Source organism: Spirosoma daeguense, from assembly GCF_054776875.1.
The window spans coordinates 394,109-414,812 of record NZ_BAAHBF010000003.1 but is presented as its reverse complement, the minus strand read 5'-3'; the positions used below and the strand labels follow the sequence as shown (position 1 = coordinate 414,812).

Below are 20,704 nucleotides of genomic sequence, written 5' to 3'. Positions count from 1 at the left end.
TTAAAACGTCAGATTCGTCGATCAGGTGGCTCCGTAATGGATAACATAGCTGAAGGCTTCGGGCGCGGCAATCGGGTAGAATTTGTTCAATTTTTAGGGATTGCCCGAGGCTCACGAACGGAGGCTAAGTCACAGCTTTACCGCTCACTGGATAATCACTACATTACCAAAGAGAAATTTGATGAGTTGTATGAACAGTGCGATATCGTAAGCCGAATGATTGACAGTTTACTTTTTTATTTAAATAAGACCGACAACAAAGGAAGACGCTATTCACAGGGCTCATAAGAGTTATTGGGTATAGCGTTGTAGGGTTATAGGGTTGAATACGGAAAGCAACTCTACAACTTTATAACTCTAAAACCTTACAACTCTAGAACCTAAAACTTTACAATTCAGTAAAATGCAATCAGGCACTTCATTTATATATCACAGTAAAATTCGCGAGGTTTTCGGCGAAATGAGTCAGGTTGTGGTAGGGCAGGAACGGCTGCTGAACCGACTACTCATTGGTCTGTTTACGGGCGGGCACATTCTGCTAGAAGGCGTACCGGGACTTGCTAAAACTTTGACAATTAACACATTGGCAAAAGTTCTGGAACTCGATTTCCAGCGTATTCAGTTTACACCTGACTTGCTTCCTGCCGACCTGATTGGCACCATGATTTTCAATCAGAAAACGGCTGAATTCGAGGTAAAACAGGGGCCTATTTTCGCCAATCTGATTCTGGCCGATGAAGTGAACCGTTCGCCCGCCAAAGTACAGTCGGCCCTACTCGAAGCAATGCAGGAAAAGCAGGTTACCATCGGCGAAGAAACGTTTTTGCTTGATCGTCCTTTTTTGGTGTTGGCCACCCAAAACCCAGTTGAACAGGAAGGCACGTATCCGCTTCCTGAAGCCCAGGTCGACCGGTTTATGATGAAGGTATTCGTTGATTATCTGAGCAAAGACGAAGAACTGGAAGTGATGCGCCGAATGTCGAACATGAATTTTGATTACGAAGTGCGTCCTGTTTTGGGCAAAGAGGAACTGGTGGCGATACGTAACGAAATCAATAGCATCACTATTTCGGAAACGCTCGAGCGGTATATTATTGAACTCGTTTTTGCCACCCGCCGACCGCTGGAATACAACCTCCGCGACGAAGCCCGGTATATTCAATTTGGTGTGTCGCCCCGCGCAACTATTTTCCTGAATCTAGCCGCCAAAGCCCTCGCCTATTTCGACCGACGCGACTACGTATTGCCCGAAGATATTAAAGAAGTGGCTCCCGACGTATTCAATCACCGGATTATGCTCAACTACGAAGCCGAAGCTGATGGCGTTACTACGTTGCAGGTGATTGACTCCATTCTACGAAAAGTTGCCATTGGGCGGTGAGTTTTAAAGAGCAAAAGGCTGAATGAGCGAAAGAGCGCAAAAAGCTTACGCCAGCCTTTCAGTCTTTCGCTCATTCAGCCTTTCGCTCTTTACTTATGAAACCAACCGGATTATTTCTGCTGATTGCTACGTTGATTACTTGCCTTCTTTGGGGTTATGGTACGTTCATAGCCGCTCCTCGCCCACCGCACAAACGCCCGGCTGGCGCTACGTCTCCGGGTAACAGACGTGTTGAGAAAACGTATGCAGAATGGAAAAAACTGTTGACAAGATCGCAATACAACATCACCCGCGAGAGTGGCACAGAATGGCCAAACAGCAGCGAACTCACGCACGAACATCGCGCTGGTACGTATGCCTGTGTGTGCTGCCACAATCCGCTTTTTTCCTCAAAAACTAAATTTGAATCGGGAACCGGCTGGCCTAGTTTCTACGCACCATACGTACCGAACGCCATCTACACCGAACCCGACGGGAATCGAAGCGAAGTACGTTGCTCGGTTTGTGATGCCCATCTCGGCCACGTTTTCAACGACGGCCCCGACCCTACCGGACTTCGCTACTGCATCAATGGCGAAGCGTTGTCGTTTAACTGAATAGATTCCGAAAAGTTGGTGCTACGGAATGTTAGCCAGAAATGAATCCAGACTAATTTCTCGCTCTCAATTTCTCAAATACGTCTCTCCGCAGAAACGAGCGTTTCATTTCATCGGTCGAATGAATCAATACGTAGCCCGCTTTGCGAAGTTTGTCGCAGGTTTTCTTGATTCGGAAATGATGCATTTTATCAGTTGGATTGTGAATTTCATCGAACTCTACCAGAATCAGTTTCACGTCCAATTGATCTTCCAGAATGGTGTCGATAACAGTATATTCCGCTCCTTCAATTTCAATTTTAACCAGATCGACTGTCGTATGGCCCAACTGGCGCATCAGTGCGTTTAGTCGGTCGACGGGCGCTTCGATATACTTGCCGGATTCCTTGAACATATACACCGAATGCGACGGATAGCCTTCCCGCGTTGGTTCGTAGAACTTCAGCATTTCCTTTTTATCCCATACGCCAATCTCAACGAACGTAACGGTATCGAGCTGCTCATCTGAAATTCGATACGTAAAGGGTGCCTGTCCGTGAATGGTCAGGAGTTGATTGTGCTTCGCGAATTCTTTCAGTTTTTTGAAATGAAGAATCCCCTCAGGCATCGGGTCGAAGATGAACACCTGTGCGTCATATTGCACTTTCAGCTCCGTATCGAACGAAATATCATCACCAGCGCCGATGCAATAACAGATTGACTGGCTATTCAGAAAACCCTTAGGCACATTGTAGCCGTGATACGTTGACCCGATATGGTCGGTCGGTAACGACTCTACGCCCTGCTGCGGGTGAATGCCCAATAACTTCTTCGCGAATTCGGTAGTATTTCCCAAAATGTACAAGCTGGCTGGTGAACAATAACTTCGACGATTTTAAAAGGAAATCGTCTCTATGAAACTTTTGACGTTACCGTTTGCCAAAAGTCAGTTATCCAGACAAACATTATTGATAATTATTTCCGATTTCTAGAACTGGAAGTAAATAAACTGGTTCGACGAGAAAACCCCGAACAGATACGTAACAAACGTAATCAGCACAAACAACGTAGCGAAACCAACCGTGCTACGTGTCGGGATGAATATAAATTTTGCTTTTCATGTATGCTCTGTTACTTTTGAAATTCGCAATTTGCGAATCGCAAATCATGAAAAAGCATAATGGCATGCGTCCGCAGGATATACTGATTCTGCTAAAGATTGCGGCCCATACAAAAAGATACAGAGAAAAATCGTCTGAGGGAAGCATAATTTCTTTTTCTCTTTTACAGAAAGATATAGCTCTTGAATTGGGAATTAGCTTTTCTGAAGTGACAGAATCGTTAGCTCGTTCGGCATTCGCAGGTTTGTATGATTCTGACCAGAAGAGAGTTATGGCACACGCTCTTTTCGAATTTTTGCAATATGGACTTAAGTATGTCTTTCCCCAACAACCGGGGGCATTGGTCCGGGGATTTCCTACAGCTCACTCCGCTAAACCACTTTCGGAAATTATACAATCCAATGAGCCTTATGTATGGCCGAGTGCCGATGGCAGCGTGCGGGGACAGGCAATTGAGCCCCTCTATCCTACTGTGGTGCAGGCAATAACCAGTGATTCACTTCTCTATGAAATGCTGGCACTAGTCGACACTATACGGGTTGGCAAAGCAAGAGAAATAAGTTTGGCAGTTGAGGAACTTCGAAAAAGATTGATATTGAATGAATAATTACGCCAATCTGGAAGTACTTCGAACAGTCTCAGCCTCTCTGGCCGAACTTAACGATCAAGTCGTGTTTGTAGGGGGAGCTGTTGTTGGTCTTTATACAACTGATTCAGCAGCAGCAGAACAACGTTTTACCGAAGATATAGACGTAGTGGTTAAAGTTGGTACGTATGCTGAGTTCACTACTCAGGTTGACGAACGGCTACGCCAATTGGGTTTTGTAAATGATATAACATCAACCTTCATCTACCGCTACAAAATTCACGGCCTAACGGTTGATGTTATGCCTACAGATCCTGACGTGCTGGGCTTTAGTAACCATTGGTATAAAGAAGGTGTTGCTAAAGCGGTATTCTATCCGATTAGCGAACAGCAATCCATTCGCATTTTCTCAGCTCCTTATTTTCTCGCTACTAAATTTGATGCTTTCAATTCGTTTAGACGCGGTAGAGACCCTCGCTGGAACTCAGATTTTGAAGATATCATCTATCTCTTTGATAACCGGGTCGAATTGATCCATGAAATTCGAGAAAGTCCAGAGTCCGTCCGATCTTATCTACGAGCTGAGATCGCAAAGCTGATTACCAGCCAGACTATTCATGAAAGCATCTCAGTTCATTTGGAATCTAGAACAGCCGTTAAACGTACCGACCGCATTCTTACTATCTGGCAAGAAATCGCGACGTTATAGATACGTAGCAGCAGGCCAATTAGAACTGAAAGTAAATAAACTGGTTCGACGAGAAAACCCCGAACAGATACGTAACAAACGTAATCAGCACAAACAACGTAGCGAAACCAACCGTGCTACGTGTCGGGATGGTCAGGAATTTAGCTTCTTTCACCAGTAGAAAAATTATCAGGAAGAAGCTGAACCACATCTCCGTGCTGTTCATTGGCGTATCGATGTGATCGCTGAACGACAACGTACCAATACGTTTCAGAATCAGGAATGCATCGCCAACGCTACGTGCGCGGAAAAACACCCAGGTAAGCATAATGAGCGTAAACGTAATGAGTGTGTTTACGACCACGCGCACTGGCGATTTGCGACTTTCTTTATCGTTGACCGGTGAAGTTGCCATAACGGGCGATGTTCGCGAAAGACCGACTTTCGCCAGAAACTTGTCCCGCAGCACAGCCAGTACCTGATACAACCCATTCAAACCACCCCAGATCACATATGTCCAGTTTGGACCGTGCCAGAGACCACTTGCCAGAAACACGATAAGCATGTTCAGGTATTGGCGCACTTCGCCTTTTCGGTTTCCGCCGAGTGGGATGTACAGGTAATCGCGGAACCAGGTCGAGAGTGAAATGTGCCAGCGTCGCCAGAATTCCGAGATTGACTGAGATAGGTATGGCGTCCGGAAATTCTCCATCAGGTTGAAACCCATCACCCGCGCGGCCCCAATCGCTACGTCGGAATAGCCCGAAAAATCGCAGTAAATCTGGAATGTGTAGAACACCGTAGCAACCAGTAATGTAAGGCCGTTGTGCTGATCGGGATGTCCATACGTATGGTCCACGAGCATAGCCAATCGGTCAGCAATAACCAGCTTCTTGAATAGACCGAAGGCCATTTGCATCAGGCCCGCTTTTACGTTCTCGGCATCGTAGGGAAATGTTTTATGAAACTGCCATAATACGTTCTGCGGACGTTCGATCGGGCCAGCTACTAACTGGGGATAGAACATAACGTAGAGCGCGTATATCCCGAAATGCCGCTCAGCTTTCTGATTTCCACGATATACTTCAATAGTATAGCTCATAGCCTGAAACGTATGAAACGACAAGCCTACTGGCAAAATGCTAATGACATTCTCCTTGAATGACTTGATATCATCCTGTCCGAAAAAATGTAGCACCTTAATAAAAAGCCGATTACCCTGAAACATAACCTCGCTGGCAATGCCGGGCATGTTTAATTTCTCAAACAGCAGCGATACGTTTTCAGTAAAAAAACCGAGGTATTTAAAAAAGGCTAAAATGCCGATGTTTGAAATGAGCGAGATAATAAGCAGCCACTTCCGCGCAGGCCCGGTTGTCTTTTCAATCCAGATACCAGCAATGTAATCGATAATGATGGTGAACAGCAGAATCAGAAAATAAGCGGGCTTGAAAACCATGTAGAAGTAGCAGCTTGCTACTAACAACAGTATCCAGCGTCCCTGCCACTTCAGACTGAAGTAGCTGAGCGTAACGACAATAAAAAACAGTAAGAACTGAAGCGAATTAAAAAGCATTTCCTATAGTCGTCAGTCTTTTAAAAACTTTGTGTTGGCCAACCGCCCGTAGCCGGTACGTCGACGTATTGATTTGTAAATTGAATATCCGTCCGGTCGGGATACGTATTGAATAAGCCCAATCTATAGCGGCCGCCCTGCATCATGTAAATCGGCAGCGGCACCGAAAAACCGGGCGGTACCCGAAACGGATTTCGGCCCTGCACCTTTTTTCGTTCGGCAAACATCAGGTACGTTAGTTTATCCGATTTCAGGACCAGATAAGCGCCTTTGTTGAGCCCAGTTGTATAACCGGGCTCGTCACTTTCCACGACAATAAAGTCGGGTTGCTTTTCGATTCGAAGCGGGAGGTTCACCCCAGCGGCTGGCATCGGTTCACTCAGTTTTTCTTCGCCCAACGCAATGGCCGGATCAGGCATATCGTACCATCCTTTTTTATGCATGATATCCAGTTGCTCCGATATGAAACGGGCCAGATTCGTATTTCGGCTTCCACCCAGACCAATATTGCTGTGTATCTGATTATACGTCAGTCCCTGTAAATGTCTTTTGCGTCCGGCCACTTCCGGTACATAAGTAAAGTAGGTTGCTACGTTCAAGGCAAGAAACAACAGCCAGACAACTGGCCATAATCTTTCCCGTTTTTTTTCGGATAACTGACTGAATAATAGCACACTTGCAACTGCCCATAACACCATAGCATTAGTCCGGTATGATGTATGTAGCACAATGCTATAGTACATACGCAACCGAAATACGGCTACCAACGCAATACAGGCCAGTACGAACAACAAGCAGCCGAACATATATACCTCGAAAAACGAGGTATTTTTTCGGGTAATAGCCGCCAACAGTGTCTGAATAAGCCAGTATCCTAATCCTATGAGTAAAATCAAACCAGCAATAAATGGCAGATAAACGCGATTCTCAAAAGTTAGATTGGGAAACAAATCGAAAACACTTCCAGCAAAAATCAGGAAACCTGCAATGGTTTTCAGCGGATGTTGTACTACGTAGCTAAAGCCTTCTGTATTACCTTGCTCCACCGGATAACCAAGAAAATATAGATAAATACTTAATGCACCTATAGCCAGCCAAATGCCCATCACTCCCCAACGCCGTTGCAACAGCAACATACCCGCTCCGGCTGGCCATAACAACATCCCATTGCCCATGCTGAACGTAGCAAACATACCCAATACCAACGCCCCAATCAGACAAACCGGATGGTCAACAACCAGTATGTAAAACGTAATAAACACCAGCATGATGAGCGACAGATACTGCAACGTGTTCATTGCCATGAACGTAAGCAGGTAGTTCTGAGCCATGAAGAGCAACAACGGTGCCACCATCACCCCAACTAACGCTTTGTTTCCCAACCGCCGACCCGACACCATTGACCCCGGCTGTACTTCTGCCTGACGTAGCACCCGATAAAGCAGGTAAAAAATAACCACCAGCGAGGCATTCCCCCAGAGCATCAGGTTGCCGAAATTCAGTCCGCCCGTCAGGAAATACTGCCCTAGCACTACCAATCGTGCGTAAACAACGCGGTGTTCGTTGTTCGGACGTAGCAGCGCGCCCATCGCTTCGTTGAACGTACTGGCATCCAGAAATCGGTTCAGAAAATAGGGAATACTTTCGAATTCGTCCAGAAACGGAATGTTGTGACGTAATGCAAAAAAGTAAACCCAAAATCCGGCAATGGGTAAAACAATCAGCACTATGGTGAGTGGCCGAATAGCCAGCAGTCGATACAGTTTTGTCATAAAAGCGTTAGCTGTTCCAGAATCATTAGTTGACAGGAGAACCGGAACCTTTTTTATACGTTCGATGGATTCTGTACAGTTCATACCACATCCGAAACACATAGGTTGAACTAAGTCGTGAGTCACTTTGCTCAATCCATTGCCGCAACGGATGTTCGACTACACGCTCCAGTGTGGCTGGCCGCCCGTTGCGTTGAATATATCTAGCCAGTAACTCCACATCGAACAGCCACGGGCTGATAAATTGGTCGGTAAACAACGTACTTACTACGTTACTTCGGATCAATTTCGCTCCACACTGCGTATCGTATACGGGTAAACTCAGAATATTACTGATAAACGTAGCAATGACCCGGCCCACGTAATGACGGAACAAGGTGCGTTGAATATCGGCTCCCAAATGTTTGATCCGCGAACCCATCACAATATCAACCGTGGGCTTTTTATCCAGCGCTTCGGTCAAATCGGCAATAGCTGGCAATGGCGTGGCCAGATCAGCGTCGAAATAGCCCAGATAATCAAACGACTTCGTTACACAATGAAGCATTCCGGCTCGTACGGCACCGGCTTTCCCTTGATTTTGCGGTAAAATCAGCGCTTCGATCCGGTCGGGCTGACGGGCTGCCAATTGTTTTAGTACGTTGCTGGTACCGTCGGCACTACCATCATCAACAAAGCAGAAATGAACGTTCGGTACTTGTTGAACGTAGGCTACGAACACGTCAGACTCAAGTCGTGCAGCTTCATTATAGCAGGGAACAATAATACAGACAGACGACATGGACGTTAGCGATGAGCAGTTGCGGTGAGGGTTGAGTCAAGAATAATTATTTTATGATTATAATAGCCTGCATGACAGCGATTCCACCAGTGTTTTTGCTCCGGTTTAATGTCTTCGATAAACAAACTAGGTGGATACACGCTGATAGGGCCCAGCCGAAGCGTATCGGACGGTTGAATTAATTTCTCGTGCCGCACGGTCATTTCCCGGTCGAATGTAGCGGCATTTCCGCTCAGCCAGTCTTTATAAAGCTGTGTCAGCGATTTACTGAACCAGATACTACCGGCAATCCAAACACCAGCCACAACCAGCAAAGCCACCGAACCTACTTGTATGGCCGGTAACCGCCCCCGACGTTCGAACCAGCCAATCCAAACTGTTAGCGTGTAGAACCATCCCAACGTAAAGAAAATAAACAGTACGTTCATAGTTCGGTCGAACGGAGGAATACCGATGCCATAATACGACGGAAAAATAGTGGCCGCCAGAATACCGATATAAATCAGGGTGAGCAGACCCGTCGGAAGCATAAACAATTCACGTATCGGGCTCCCCGAACGGACTAGCCGACGCGCAATGGGCAGATAAAGAATTGACAACGGCAAAATCGGCGTTTTCACGAGCCACGTAGCAACCCAGCGCGCAAGCCATTTAAACGACGAAACCATCGACGTAACGATTTCGCCACTATGCGGATTGCCGCCCATACGAATGGCATTACCCGGTGCCCGGAAAAGTAACCAGGCCGAAACAAAAGCAACTAAAACCAGCCAGGCCAGTAACGGATCGAATGTACGTAGAAACAGTAAACGATAGCCGGCTATAGAAAGCAACAACAAAAGCAACAGAATCAAATTGGTTTCGCCCGAACCAATACTGGCAAATACCAGAAAACCCGCCCAAATAGCCGTAAGTATCCGAATCGGCCCGTTCGGTAATCGATACCAGCGGCTGATAACGGTGAGCAGATAGATCGTCAGAATCGTGGGTACGGTATACGTAGCAATAGCCGCCGTCCAGAAGAAGGCTTCGACCGTGCTGCTCATTGCCAGTATCATCAGAAAAAACAACGTAGCGGTAGCAATCAGCTTTGTTTTCAGCGATTCGGTACGTAGCATTTCATTCACAAAACCATACAGCACAAGCAATAAAGCGGTGACCATCAAGGCCGGAATAAACCGATAGCCATCGTACCAACCCCAGACGAGCGGACTTCCATGCACCAGCATATTCGAAAAATAGCGACCCGTCCAGCCATTGTAGTAATAGTTCTGCGCCGACCAGAATCCATAACGTAGTGTTGTATCAGCAAAACAAAAATCGTCGGCGGGTGATGGATGATTGTGCAATGAAAGCACGAGCAACGGTATGTAAGCCAGCAGAAATAACAGTACAACGGTTATGGTCGCCAGCCGGTCAAGAAGCGGATGTTTCATGCAAAGTTTTTATCGGTTCAGATTTTTCACGACAGGTTTTGCCTGCATTAATTAACCCGAAACCTTAATTCAAGTCTATTTCCAAATCGCCCCCTGTGGGCGTGGTGGTTTTGGATAATTGTTTATTCAAAAACGGATATGCCAGTACAGCCGCCAGAATTACCAGTGTACCGATGTAAAAACCCGGCGTCATTCGTTCCGAATTTCCAAAAATCAGTACAGCCAGTACAATACCATATACCGGCTCCAAATTTACAGTTAATATGGCCAGATAGGGTGAAAACTTTCTTAACAGGCGCACACCAACTGAGTAAGCGTATACCGTACATACCAGCGACAGCACCAATAACCAAAGCCATTGCCCCGCCGTAGTGGGTACGTATTGAACACTTCCGACGGACGCTACGTCGATTTGTTGCGCCAACAGCCATAAAATAAACGCTCCAACAACGGCACCCGCCATTTCATAGAACGAAATAACCAATGCGTCGTAGCGGTGTGTAAAGCGACTGTTGATAATCGTAAACAGGGCCGACATCATCGCCGACAGTACAGCTACGGTAAGTCCGGCCACTTTGTCGAACTCGAAGCGAAAAATCACGTAAAGCCCCAGCAGTACTACTACGCCCAAAACAACTTCAATCAGGCGAACCCGTCGACGTAACACAATCGGTTCCAGCACACTAGCCCAAAGTGAACTGGTGGCCATTCCGGCCAGACAAACCGATACGTTGGCAAGTCGGGCGGCCAGAAAAAACAATACCCAGTGTAAGCCAATTAGTCCACCCGTAGCCAGCAAACGCCAGCGATCTTTAGGCGCTACGTCGAAGCTTTGTCGACGGGCAAATAAAATAGCGGCTAGTCCGAGTACGGCCAGCAAAGTCCGAAACAAAACAACCGCCGATGAATCGAGCGGTTCGAGCAATTTCCCCAGAATAGCTGTAAATCCCCAGATCAGAACGATAAAATGGAGTTGAAAATAATCTGTCAGGGAAGGCGAATTTTTCATAGAAGTGAGGAGTGAGGAGCGAGAAGTGAGGAGCCTTTTTACTACCGAATGGCTCCTCACTTCTCGCTCCTCACTCCTATTACCTTGGTATTGTGTTATACAATAATACCCCAATGCCTGCAAAAATAGCGTTTGGAAGCCAAACCGCCACAATCGGATTCAGGTTGCCCGATTCGGCAATACCTTTGGCTAACATAAAGAACAACAGATAGGTAAAGGCCAGAAAGAAACCCAGCGCCACTTGCCAGCCAACGCCACGCCGACTTTTCCGGGCCGACATAATAACGCCAATCACGGTCAGAATAATAATGGCAAACGGGCGCGTGTCGCGGCTGTATTTTTCGAGGAGATAGGTTTCCAGACCGTCAGAACCCCGGCTTTGCAACAGAGCAATGTGTTTGTTTAACTCTGGACGAGTGAGGGTTTCGAACAGGTTGAAATCGGAATCGAAATCATCGGGTTTCAGATTCAGCGTCGTATCTATACGGCTACCGGGTGTCAGTGTCTCAAGCTGTCCTTTGATGTCACGAATTTTATAGTCGTAAACGGTCCATTTTTTCTTTTTGGCATCCCACTCAATACGGTCGGCCGAGAGTTTTTGCTTAAGCTGATTTCCCTCGACTTTTTCCAGCGTGAATCGGTAGCCCGTATTGCTCTGGTTGCTGTAGCTTTCCAGATATGCATACGTATTGGGCGCAATTTTCAGGTGTACGTTACGTCCTGAATACGTATAGGCATCGTTGATGTATTTTATCTCGAAGGCGATGCGGGTTTTATTGGCCTTCGGAATAATGTAATTGACCATAAAATAGGTCAGTACAGCCAATACCGATGCGCCTAATACGTAGGGAAACAGCAGACGGATAAAACTCACCCCACTACTCAGAATCGCAATAATTTCAGTACGTGCCGCCAATCGTGAGGTTAGAAAAACCGTTGCGATAAAGACCATCAGCGGACTGATGTAATTAGCCCAGTAGGGAATAAAATTGAGATAATAGCTCCCTAGAATCTCGGCGGCTGGCGCGTTGTTTTTGTGAAAATTGTCGACTTTTTCGGTGTAATCGATCATCACAACCACCAATACAATCACCAGCACCACGAAGATGTAGGTCTGTAGAAAACGCTTAAGTATATACCAGTCTAATAATTTCATAAAAGGAGTTGGCAGTAATCCGTCGACCGACAACTAGCGGCTTTCATCGACTAATAAATTTTTCGCCACTTCGTGACTAACAAAAACAGTACGTCCACTTTCGAGCCGAATCAGCAATGACTTGTCGAAGGCGTTTGTTTCCAGAACGATTACAAAACAACCAAGCGTCAGGTTCAAATGGTCTAAATGTTGCAGAAATTCGGTCGAATGTTCCAATACGCCCATCAGTTGAGCTTGCTGTTCCATTGTTACATCCGACAGCTTCTGATAACCCGTCTGGGGCATCTGCCCGGCCGATGTTGGAATGGGGTCACCATGCGGATCAAACTGCGGACAGCCTAAATACGTATCTAAACGGGCCACCAGTTCTTCAGACCGAATATGTTCCAGTTCCTCAGCAATTTCATGCACAGCGTCCCAGCCAAATCCCAGCTTTTCAACCAGAAAAACTTCCCAGAGCCGATGGCGTCGAATAATTTGCAGAGCCAGCCGCTGGCCCTCTTCTGTCAGCCGAACACCTTGGTATTTTTTATAGTGAATCAACTGTTTATCAGCCAATTTTCGAAGCATATCCGTAACCGAAGCCGCCTTGGTAGCTGTCATTTCTGCTAACGCATTCGTGCTTACCTCGCCTTCCTGTCGGCTAGCCAGATAGTAAATCGTTTTTAGATAATTTTCTTCGGTGAACGACAGCATAAAACGGCACTACTTCAGTAAACAGCTAAATAAATGAAAACAGTTTGGCCACAAAGGTAGTTTTTATGTTAAACTTTCTAAAAATTTAGACTAGCCTAAATTTTTATTTAAATATTCCTTACATTTGTACCGTTCCTAAGCCATACGTCTGATTATTAAGGAACGTGATGAATACAAAAGACCTGAGTCGAATGGAAGCGACCAATACGTTACTAAAAAAAGTACAGGCGAACGAAAACGATCATTCGTTGCCCGATGTGCATGGGTCGGTTCACGTACCAAAAAACAGCGGTTTTTTCAAGACGCTGATGGCCTACTTTGGCCCCGGACTGATGGTGGCCGTTGGTTATATGGACCCCGGCAACTGGGCAACCGATATTGCTGGTGGCGCACAGTTTGGCTACCGGCTGCTGTCGGTAGTGATGATTTCCAATCTGTTTGCCATGCTGTTGCAGCATCTTTCTTTAAAATTAGGCATTGCCACCGGGCGCGATCTGGCGCAGGCCTGCCGCGACCACTACAGTCGTCCGACAGCGTTTATGCTCTGGGTGCTGGCCGAAATCGCCATTGCCGCTACCGATCTGGCCGAAGTGATTGGTTCAGCCATTGCCCTGAATCTGTTGTTTGGCTTACCCCTTACTGTCGGCATTTTGATTACTGCTCTCGACGTACTGCTACTTTTATATCTTCAGAATAAAGGATTTCAACTGCTGGAACGTATCGTAGCCAGCCTTATCTTTTTGATTCTGGGTTGTTTTTCCTACGAACTTATTGTTTCGCAACCAGCCTTTTCCAGCATTGTGGATGGATTAGTGCCCCGGCCTGAAGTCGTTACCAATCCCGGAATGCTGTATATCGCTATTGGTATTCTGGGTGCTACGGTAATGCCGCACAACTTGTATCTACATTCGAGCATCGTACAAACCCGTGATTTTGACCGTGACGATGCTGGACGTAAATCAGCCATCAAATTCGCTACCATCGACTCAACCGTTTCGTTGTTTCTCGCGTTTTTCATCAACGCAGCCATTTTAATTTTATCGGCTGCTGCGTTCCATACGTCGGGCAATCTGAACGTAGCCGATATTACCGATGCGCACCGCCTGCTCGACCCTATTCTAGGCGTCAAACTAGCAGGTATTCTGTTTGCCGTTGCGCTACTGGCCTCGGGCCAAAACTCTACGCTAACCGGTACGTTAGCCGGGCAAATTGTGATGGAAGGTTTTCTGAATCTACGCCTAAAACCCTGGATACGCCGACTGATTACCAGACTACTAGCCATTGTTCCCGCCCTTGTTGTTGCCATTATCTATGGCGAACATGGAACCAGTGAGTTGCTGGTATTAAGTCAGGTAATTTTATCCCTTCAATTGAGCTTTGCCGTTGTACCATTAGTCCAATTTACCAGTGATAAGCTCAAAATGGGCCGCTTCGTAAATCCCGGTTGGATGAAAGTTACCTCTTGGGTAGTAGCCACGATTATTATCTGTCTCAACGGCTATTTGCTCTGGGATACAATCATGTAGCCTAGAAACACGATTAAAATAGCGCGGCCTCTTTACTCAATTATTGAGTAAAGAGGCCGCGCTAAACTTTAGGTGGGGATAGAATAAAACTATTTACCTCAATTTTCCGCTCGTCAGTTTATCTAGAAATATAGACTGCCGAATAACGATTTTATTGAGAGGTTGGGGTATTACTTTGCAGTCTGTGCACGTTTCTTCAACTGATACGTATCATGAGCCAATCGGTTTAACTGGCGTTTGATAAGCTGGTTTTGCTGTTGTATACTACGGTTAGACTGGTACAACTGCTCGTTATTTTTTTTCAGGTCGATCACGTAGAGCGTCAATTCTTCAATCTTTTCCAACAGTTTGGCGTTCATCTGCCCCAGATCGATACCCTGTTCTACTACGTCGCCCGCACTCGGAATACCCGGCAGATGTTTATGGTCTTTAACGTACTGCTCAACTTCTGACAGACCCCGTAACCGATAGCCTTCGTCAAATACTTTATCGCTCCACTCGTCGGTATTTTTGATGGCGACTTTCACTTTTTCGGTCAATACACCTTCCTCAACGTAAAGCTTATAACCTGCTGGCGTTTTTGCTACGTTGCTGCCAATGATTACCGCTTCGCCCTGTGTGTTCTGCAAATGCTGACCGCTACGTTGCCAATATGATTCGGTTACTCCTTCACGGGCTGATCCATTTGCGCTCGCCATTACTACGTCGCCATTTTCGTTCACACTCAGAAATTTATGCTGATTCAGCAGACTGGCTGGCGAAGCACTGGTCAAATTCGTAAACCGTAGCCCCGACTGGTTAGGCGCACCTTTCGTAATCTCCAGTTTGTTTTGAGGAGCCGTGTTTCCGATACCAACATTTACACTGTTGTTGCCCAGAATCAGCGCATTAGAAGCCGTTACAGACGCATTGTAGCCAATAGCCGTTGAGTTGGTGAGCGTTCCACTACCGGGCGGATTGGTAGCGGCTACCCCAATAAATGTATTTTTCGAGCCCGTTGTATTATTGATTCCGGCATAACGGCCAATAGCGGTATTTTCTTCACCGTTAGTACTGTTGAGAAATGCTCCATCGCCAATGGCTGTATTTCCCGTTCCGATTGTGTTGCCACTACCCGACCCATTGCCCATGAACAAGTTGTATGAACCGTTGCTATTTGCCCCAGCCTGTTGCCCCAGAAACAAATTTCCCAGCCCGGTTGTATTACTATACCCCGCCTGATGTCCTAAAAACACGTTTGCCGCGCCAGATATATTGGAAAAACCAGCCTGATACCCTAAAAAAGCATTACCATTTCCTACAGTGTTAGCAACACCTGCTTTTGACCCCAGAAACAGATTACCTGATACGGTGTTATTATACCCCGCCGAATCGCCAATAACGACGTTATCATTACCTATTTCATTTCTAAAACCTGCTAAACTGCCCAGAAAGACGTTACGATGACCCGTGGTATTTGAAAAACCTGCCTGATGGCCCGTAAATAAATTGGAATCTCCCCTCGTATTTGAATACCCAGCCCGATAGCCCGTAAACACATTATTAACGCCCGTTGTATTGGCATTCCCCGCATTGGCGCCAAAAAAAGCGTTTTTATCACCCGTTGTGTTGTTTGAGCCTGCGCTAAATCCAATAAATGAATTACTATTAGCTGTTGTATTCGCCATTCCTGCATATCCTCCCAAGAAGGTATTCTGATTCCCGGTCGTATTACTAAAGCCTGCACTAGTTCCTATAAAGGAGTTGTTATAACCTGTTGTATTGGCTGAGCCTGCATTGCTTCCAAGAAAAGAATTTTGGTAACCGATTGTGTTTCTAAGGCCCGATATCGATCCTATAAATGTATTACCTCCTCCTGTAGTATTAAAGTAACCCGAGTTAAACCCTAAAAAGGTATTGTCTCCACCCAATGTATTCGTGTATCCCGCATAGAATCCCATGAACGAGTTGTTATTGCCTGTGGTATTATTAAAACCGGCCAATCCTCCCAAAAACGCATTATAAGAGCCTGTTGTATTTTGTGTACCCGCTCCGAAGCCCACAAATGCGTTATTATTCCCCGACGTAGTATTCGCTCCTGCTGAAGGACCTATCAGCGTGTTGTTTGTGCCGGGACTGCCCGAATTGGCCGAGTTGGCAACGTAGTTGGTCTGCGCTAGTAACGAATGTCCTATCAGTAGCGGAATCAGATAAAGAAGTTTTTTCATGAGCGTACTGTTTAGCGTTTTAGAAATTAGATAGGCCATATAGCCCGGATTTTGCTATGTATCTGCCCACAAGCAAAAAAGTGAGTGAACTTTTCAACTTTTTTTCAAAAATTTTCAATCACCTTTTCCCTTCTCTACCGATTAATCAATGAACGTGTCGGGGAAAGGGCTGGCGAACGCTGAAATAGAGCCTTAGGCTTTATCTTCGTTCATTCAATCTCCCTATGGCACTTCGACCGTTACCCATTTACTCAACCGACCGGGATTTTTATGAAGCGCTACGTCGTCGCGACGAACGGGCCTATCAACATCTCTATGCAGAGCTATACCCTTCTTTTCAGCATTGGATGCAACAGAACAGTGGTACCGAGATGGACGCCGAAGATGCTTTTCAGAAAGGATTGCTTAATTTTTTTCTCAACGTCGAAACGGGGAAATATCAGTTTCAGGAAAGTACACGAATCACTACGGTTGTTTTTGAGTATTGCAAGCGCGTATGGTTCACCGAATTAGGCTCGGCCCGAATGCGAACACGTAACGCCATGCCCGATACGTTCGACGCTGTCGATACGGCCGACGTAGCAAAAGATCTGGAACGGATGGAGGTAGTGAACGTAGTACGTCAATCGCTGAATCAACTGAAAGGCGAGTGCCAGAAACTCATCGAGTGGTTTTATGTCGATGAACTCTCGCTACGTGAAATAGCCGAACGGTTGGGCATGAAAGAATCGTCGGTGAAGTCGAAACGATACGATTGTGCCGAAAAAATGAAAGCGTTTTACCAGCAACTGGCTAAACAAAAAGGATTATGAAGTTATCGGAAGAACAATACGAAATCATTGAAGCCTATCTGACCAACGAATTGTCGGCAACGGATATGGCTTCATTCGAGAGCGATATGCAGGAGAATCCGGAGCTTCGCGATGAAGTAGACCGGCAACGTAGCATTCGACTAGGTTTGCGGGCAATCGGTATTGAACGTGCGCTGGAACGTGCTAAAGCTCAGTACAACGTAGCAGCAACACCATCTCATCAGAATCAGTCTCAACCTATACAGACGGTTGTTCGTCCTTTATCGACCTGGCGTTATTGGGTGGCAGCAGCTTCGGTAGTATTATTGGTAGGTATCGGTTATTTTACGTATCAACAAGTTTCTGATCGCCAGACAGACGTAGCGTATGCCGAGAATTTTACGCCCGATTCAAGCGATCAACTCATTAAAGAGTTTCCATCGGAGCAACTGACACCAGATACCCGCAAGCAATTCTTAGATGCCTTAACAAATTATAAGGCCGGAAAATATGATGAAGTTATTGCTCAGCTACGCACGTCACCAACAGATAAACAGACAGTTCACTACCGCAATTATTTTCTGGGATTGAGTTATCTGGCCAACAAACAGGCCAGCAATGCCATTCCTTTACTTGCTCAGGCACAGGCGGCTCCTTCTGCTGAAATCCGTCAGAAAGCGGATTGGTTTCTGGCGCTGGCTTATGTTAAAACCAATCAGAAAGAAAAGGCCGTTCCGATGCTGAAACGTATCAGCGCCGACCCGGCCAATCCTTTCCAATCGGTAGCGCAGCGTGTGCTACAGAAAATCGATTAATATCGTAGTTTATTGATTATGCAGCGTTTGCACTTCGGTTGACGTTAACGCGCGCTTATAAATACGAATGTCATCCATAGCGCCTTTGAAGAACCAGTTAAGTCCTTTGATGGCTGCCCCAAACTTCAACTCCGCTCCCGGACAAACGTCAATTTTATTGGCTGGCAGGTCATTTTTTACTGACAATAGTGCACCATCAATATACATACGGGCGGTGTTGCCAGTATATGTAAATACGAGGTGATGCCATACATCCATTTCTATGCTACTAGTAACCGGAAAACTCTGCCACCCTTTTCCTGGTTCACAATTGCTCCCTTGTTTAATATCGGTCATGATCGTGGTACCTGGGCCAACATCGTTTTCTTTCTTCAATAACGAGCTGTAGACTTCATTCGCACTATTTTCGTACCGGGACTTATTGTAAATCTGCATTCGATGCGTCAGCGGAGCGGGTTTGATCCAGATACTGATTGAGAGCGCTTCGGGGTTCAGGCTATTGTTCGAATTTTCAGGCATATAGATATAATCATCTATACCATCGAGCAGAATAGCCGAGTTTGCTTTATTGGTATGATCGGTCGTAAATGTTGGATTACCAACTAGTTTAATGTGATTATTAAAACCACTTTCATCTTGAAGCGACTGATCGGAGAACGAAATAGCAGCCACTAGATCCTGTTTTACCGGATCGACCGTAGTGTTAAATGTTGCTGCGTTTCCATATACAGGTTTGTTCGTATTCGGCTGTATTGTAAACAACCGATAATAATATTTTGTATTGGGAATGAGTCCTTTCAAATCAGCCAGATTGACTCCTACCTTCGGATCAGTAACGATTCTACTAATTGAATTCTGAATCTCCGGCATTACTTCTTTCTCCGAAAAGCAAATACCATACGACGTAACGGCTGGGCTTCCTAACGAGTTTACCCGAAAATTAACGGTTGCCGTCGAAATACCCGCCCCAATGGATTCGATAATGATATCTGGCGAAAATCCCGTTCGAAACGTCACAACCGGACTATATCCTGGCCCCTTTTCAGCATTATAGGCATAACTTCGAGCGTAATAAAGCGTATTAGGCTGTAGGTTCGATAACGACAAGGGAATCGATATATTAACGGGTGCACTTCCAACTACCTCTTCTTTCGAATCACTAGCCGGAACAGGTTCCTGATTGGTAGACGAATAACAGATACCGTAGCGAATAATTGCTGCGTTACCCGCCGACGTAATGGTCATACCGGCCACCGCCGACGTATTATAAATATTGGTAATTGGCTGTAACGTAACAGTAGGCGGTATGGCATCGCTTACAGCAAGCGATTGTTGGAGCGTTGTTTCTATACCACAAGCATTCGTTAACGTAACCTTAACCGTGTAGGTATTTGGCTGCGGATAAATGTAGGTATAGGTCAGGCTAGTTGTGTTGGTTACGTTTCCATTGCCAAAATCCCAAACTACTTTGTCGATGGTGCCACTCGCGTTCGTAACCGAAAAATCGACCCGGCGCTGTTGCATTTGAGTGTTGAGCGTGCCCGACGGTTTTATACAATTGCGCTTCGTTTTTTTGCCCGGTAAATCCCAGGTTTCGCAACTCCACAGAAGCCCCGCTAACGTAGCAAGACTACATAAATAGATAAAGATATTTTTCATGATTATGGTGGGATTCAATCAAAATTTGTAACCGATAGCCAATCCTGCTGACTCCGACGAAGGTTTCCAGTAGAATGCATTTGTAGCTGATTGGGGCTTGTGAATCAGCAGATAAGCTTCGGCCAGCACGGCTACTGCCGCAACGCCAATGCACGCCTTGAACAATCCGTTTTTGCTCCGGGCGGCTTCCGCTGCTACGTAGGCATTATCGTACTGAAGATACATCTGCTCTGTATCAATCTGGCCACTACCTGTGGGATCGGCGGCCGCGCTGATTCGGTTTAACGTAGCAAGTTTTGTCTGGTAATCATTACGTAACATAAGCGCATAAGCACTCGCTCCTACAGCCACTACGCCCGCAGCTATTTTCAGACCAATACGTTTCGACGGTTTCGGATTCAGAATTTCATCGATTGTTCCTATCTGAATAAGTAACGTTTCGCGTTTGGTAGTGGCATATTTGAGCGCTTCCTGATAACTGGCTTTGGCCGCTACGTACTGCCGCTGATTGAACAACTGATTTCCATCGCGTTCGTAATAATCAGCTAATTGCCCTCTTGTAAGCACATCATCAGGATTCAGATTCAGCAGTTGCCCTAATATCGGAATGGCTTCTTTACGTTTCCCTAACCGTAGTGCATCGTCGGCCTGTTGACGTAGCGTTAGTCCCGTTTTGCACTCGTTAATCTGAGCGTTTGCGTATTGATCTTTCTCAAAACCAGGCACTTCCAGACAGTTAAGATATTGCCGACGCGCTTCCTGATAGCGGCCTTCTTTAAAAAAGTCGTCGCCCCGTTTTTTGTATCGTTCATACTCGTAGTCGACAATGGTAGTTCGGGCCGGGCTTTGCGCCATCACCCGCGCCAAAGGCATCAATCCAAAAACAATCAGAAGAAAAAAATAGAACAGGTGTAGTGGTTTTGTCATAT

Annotated in this window: 19 protein-coding genes; 8 read left to right on the top strand and 11 right to left on the bottom strand. The window is 46.0% G+C overall.

Annotation, left to right across the window (positions count from 1 at the left end; genetic code table 11):
* Positions 1-36: 36 nt before the first annotated feature.
* From ACYVD4_RS10780 to msrB, 3 genes are all read left to right on the top strand, one after another.
* Positions 37-288 carry a four helix bundle protein gene (locus ACYVD4_RS10780; protein WP_460945341.1) on the top strand — a complete coding sequence of 84 codons (252 nt, stop codon included), beginning with the start codon at positions 37-39 and terminating at the stop codon, positions 286-288.
* Between the two features lie 115 nt (positions 289-403).
* The gene (locus ACYVD4_RS10775; RefSeq protein ID WP_460945340.1) at positions 404-1,381 is read left to right on the top strand and encodes an AAA family ATPase; all 978 of its coding nucleotides are present in this window, start codon (positions 404-406) and stop codon (positions 1,379-1,381) included.
* A 95-nt stretch (positions 1,382-1,476) separates the two neighbouring features.
* Positions 1,477-1,977, top strand: coding sequence for a peptide-methionine (R)-S-oxide reductase MsrB (gene msrB, locus ACYVD4_RS10770; protein ID WP_460945339.1), 501 nt, complete (start codon positions 1,477-1,479; stop codon positions 1,975-1,977).
* A 52-nt stretch (positions 1,978-2,029) separates the two neighbouring features.
* Here the strand turns inward: msrB and ACYVD4_RS10765 are convergent, their stop codons facing one another.
* A complete protein-coding gene (locus tag ACYVD4_RS10765) occupies positions 2,030-2,812 on the bottom strand; it encodes an FkbM family methyltransferase (protein WP_460945338.1) in 783 nt (260 codons plus the stop codon).
* A 311-nt stretch (positions 2,813-3,123) separates the two neighbouring features.
* Between ACYVD4_RS10765 and ACYVD4_RS10760 the strand changes: the two genes are divergently transcribed.
* A complete protein-coding gene (locus tag ACYVD4_RS10760) occupies positions 3,124-3,684 on the top strand; it encodes a hypothetical protein (RefSeq protein WP_460945337.1) in 561 nt (186 codons plus the stop codon).
* On the top strand, positions 3,677-4,372 hold the full coding sequence (locus ACYVD4_RS10755; RefSeq protein WP_460945336.1) for a nucleotidyl transferase AbiEii/AbiGii toxin family protein: 696 nt from the start codon (positions 3,677-3,679) through the stop codon (positions 4,370-4,372). The genes ACYVD4_RS10760 and ACYVD4_RS10755 overlap by 8 nt, the downstream gene beginning before the upstream one ends.
* Before the next feature lie 19 nt (positions 4,373-4,391).
* On the opposite strand, the gene ACYVD4_RS10750 is transcribed toward ACYVD4_RS10755, so the two are convergent.
* The 7 genes from ACYVD4_RS10750 to ACYVD4_RS10720 form a co-directional block, all read right to left on the bottom strand.
* A complete protein-coding gene (locus ACYVD4_RS10750) occupies positions 4,392-5,927 on the bottom strand; it encodes an MBOAT family O-acyltransferase (protein ID WP_460945334.1) in 1,536 nt (511 codons plus the stop codon).
* Positions 5,928-5,947: 20 nt separating this feature from the next.
* Positions 5,948-7,699, bottom strand: coding sequence for a hypothetical protein (locus ACYVD4_RS10745; RefSeq protein ID WP_460945331.1), 1,752 nt, complete (start codon positions 7,697-7,699; stop codon positions 5,948-5,950).
* A gap of 25 nt (positions 7,700-7,724) precedes the next feature.
* On the bottom strand, positions 7,725-8,480 hold the full coding sequence (locus ACYVD4_RS10740; RefSeq protein WP_460945328.1) for a glycosyltransferase: 756 nt from the start codon (positions 8,478-8,480) through the stop codon (positions 7,725-7,727).
* Between the two features lie 5 nt (positions 8,481-8,485).
* Positions 8,486-9,916, bottom strand: a complete 1,431-nt coding sequence (locus ACYVD4_RS10735; protein ID WP_460945326.1) for a DUF6056 family protein — start codon at positions 9,914-9,916, stop codon at positions 8,486-8,488.
* A gap of 64 nt (positions 9,917-9,980) precedes the next feature.
* Positions 9,981-10,925 carry a DMT family transporter gene (locus ACYVD4_RS10730; protein ID WP_460945324.1) on the bottom strand — a complete coding sequence of 315 codons (945 nt, stop codon included), beginning with the start codon at positions 10,923-10,925 and terminating at the stop codon, positions 9,981-9,983.
* Positions 10,926-11,004: 79 nt separating this feature from the next.
* Complete coding sequence (locus tag ACYVD4_RS10725; RefSeq protein ID WP_460945322.1) at positions 11,005-12,081, bottom strand: LptF/LptG family permease; 1,077 nt, start codon at positions 12,079-12,081, stop codon at positions 11,005-11,007.
* 33 nt (positions 12,082-12,114) lie between these two features.
* The gene (locus ACYVD4_RS10720) at positions 12,115-12,777 is read right to left on the bottom strand and encodes a metal-dependent transcriptional regulator (protein ID WP_460945320.1); all 663 of its coding nucleotides are present in this window, start codon (positions 12,775-12,777) and stop codon (positions 12,115-12,117) included.
* A gap of 191 nt (positions 12,778-12,968) precedes the next feature.
* On the opposite strand from ACYVD4_RS10720, the gene ACYVD4_RS10715 reads away from it, so the two are divergent.
* A complete protein-coding gene (locus tag ACYVD4_RS10715) occupies positions 12,969-14,303 on the top strand; it encodes an Nramp family divalent metal transporter (RefSeq protein ID WP_460946205.1) in 1,335 nt (444 codons plus the stop codon).
* A 170-nt stretch (positions 14,304-14,473) separates the two neighbouring features.
* Here the strand turns inward: ACYVD4_RS10715 and ACYVD4_RS10710 are convergent, their stop codons facing one another.
* Positions 14,474-16,510 carry a beta strand repeat-containing protein gene (locus ACYVD4_RS10710; protein ID WP_460945318.1) on the bottom strand — a complete coding sequence of 679 codons (2,037 nt, stop codon included), beginning with the start codon at positions 16,508-16,510 and terminating at the stop codon, positions 14,474-14,476.
* A 224-nt stretch (positions 16,511-16,734) separates the two neighbouring features.
* Here ACYVD4_RS10710 and ACYVD4_RS10705 point away from each other — a divergent pair, with 224 nt between their 5' ends.
* Together ACYVD4_RS10705 and ACYVD4_RS10700 are read left to right on the top strand one after the other, a co-directional pair.
* Positions 16,735-17,322, top strand: a complete 588-nt coding sequence (locus ACYVD4_RS10705) for an RNA polymerase sigma factor (RefSeq protein WP_460945316.1) — start codon at positions 16,735-16,737, stop codon at positions 17,320-17,322.
* Positions 17,319-18,116 carry a hypothetical protein gene (locus ACYVD4_RS10700; protein WP_460945314.1) on the top strand — a complete coding sequence of 266 codons (798 nt, stop codon included), beginning with the start codon at positions 17,319-17,321 and terminating at the stop codon, positions 18,114-18,116. Before ACYVD4_RS10705 ends, ACYVD4_RS10700 begins: the two co-directional genes overlap by 4 nt.
* Before the next feature lie 9 nt (positions 18,117-18,125).
* Here the strand turns inward: ACYVD4_RS10700 and ACYVD4_RS10695 are convergent, their stop codons facing one another.
* Positions 18,126-19,775: a LamG-like jellyroll fold domain-containing protein gene (locus ACYVD4_RS10695; protein WP_460945312.1), complete on the bottom strand. Its 1,650-nt coding sequence runs from the start codon at positions 19,773-19,775 to the stop codon at positions 18,126-18,128.
* Positions 19,776-19,793: 18 nt separating this feature from the next.
* Complete coding sequence (locus ACYVD4_RS10690) at positions 19,794-20,702, bottom strand: tetratricopeptide repeat protein (protein WP_460945310.1); 909 nt, start codon at positions 20,700-20,702, stop codon at positions 19,794-19,796.
* Between the last annotated feature and the right edge of the window lie 2 nt (positions 20,703-20,704).